Source organism: Segatella copri (assembly GCF_002224675.1).
GTDB classification, from domain to species: domain Bacteria; phylum Bacteroidota; class Bacteroidia; order Bacteroidales; family Bacteroidaceae; genus Prevotella; species Prevotella copri_U.
Genome location: NZ_NMPZ01000072.1, coordinates 1 through 903, shown reverse-complemented (window position 1 = coordinate 903; position 903 = coordinate 1). Strand labels below are relative to the sequence as shown.

The following is a 903-nucleotide window of genomic DNA, read 5'->3' as shown; positions in this document are numbered from 1 at the left end:
TTGGTTTCGCGTCTACCCCCACTGACTGTGCGCCCTATTCAGGCTCGCTTTCACTGCGGCTACGTACCTCATGGTACTCAACCTCGCCAGTGACGGTAACTCGTAGGATCATTATGCAAAAGGCACGCCGTCACACATTGCTGTGCTCCGACCGCTTGTAGGCGCATGGTTTCAGGAACTATTTCACTCCCCTGCTCGGGGTTCTTTTCACCTTTCCTTCACAGTACTCGTTCGCTATCGGTCTCACGGGAGTATTTAGCCTTACCGGATGGTCCCGGCAGATTCGCGCAGGATTCCTCGTGTCCCGCGTTACTCAGGATACCGCTATGCCTGATTTGGCTTCGTGTACAGGATTATCACCTTCTGTGATGTAACTTTCCAGATACTTCCACTCACCATTTCAATACAATGTCGCGGTCCTACAACCCCAGCCACGCCTTGCGACGCCACTGGTTTGGGCTGTTCCCCGTTCGCTCGCCACTACTAGGGGAATCATTAATTTATTTTCTCTTCCTACAGGTACTAAGATGTTTCAGTTCCCTGCGTTAGCTCTCAATCTTGAAGATTGAGTAACCGTCCTTCAGACGGCTAGGTTGTCCCATTCGGAAATCTTCGGATCAAGGGTTATTTGCACCTACCCGAAGCTTATCGCAGCTTATCACGTCCTTCATCGCCTCCGTGAGCCTAGGCATCCGCCATACGCCCTTTCTTACTTTCTTTACGACTGTATTTGTTATCTCGTTTATCATTGCTGATTACTCGACAACGAATAAGTAGCTCATACTTTCAGCTGTATTCTAACTTGTGAAATCTCATCTTGCGATTTGATTCACTTTAGTCTGAACTAAAGTTCATTACTTACAGTTTTGCTTGTGTCAATATGTCAAAGATCTTCTTGCCTTG

Annotated in this window: 1 rRNA gene; it reads right to left on the bottom strand. The window is 47.8% G+C overall.

What is annotated here, in order from left to right:
* A 23S ribosomal RNA gene (locus CFT61_RS16345) occupies window positions 1-719 on the bottom strand; the annotation flags it as partial.
* Between the last annotated feature and the right edge of the window lie 184 nt (window positions 720-903).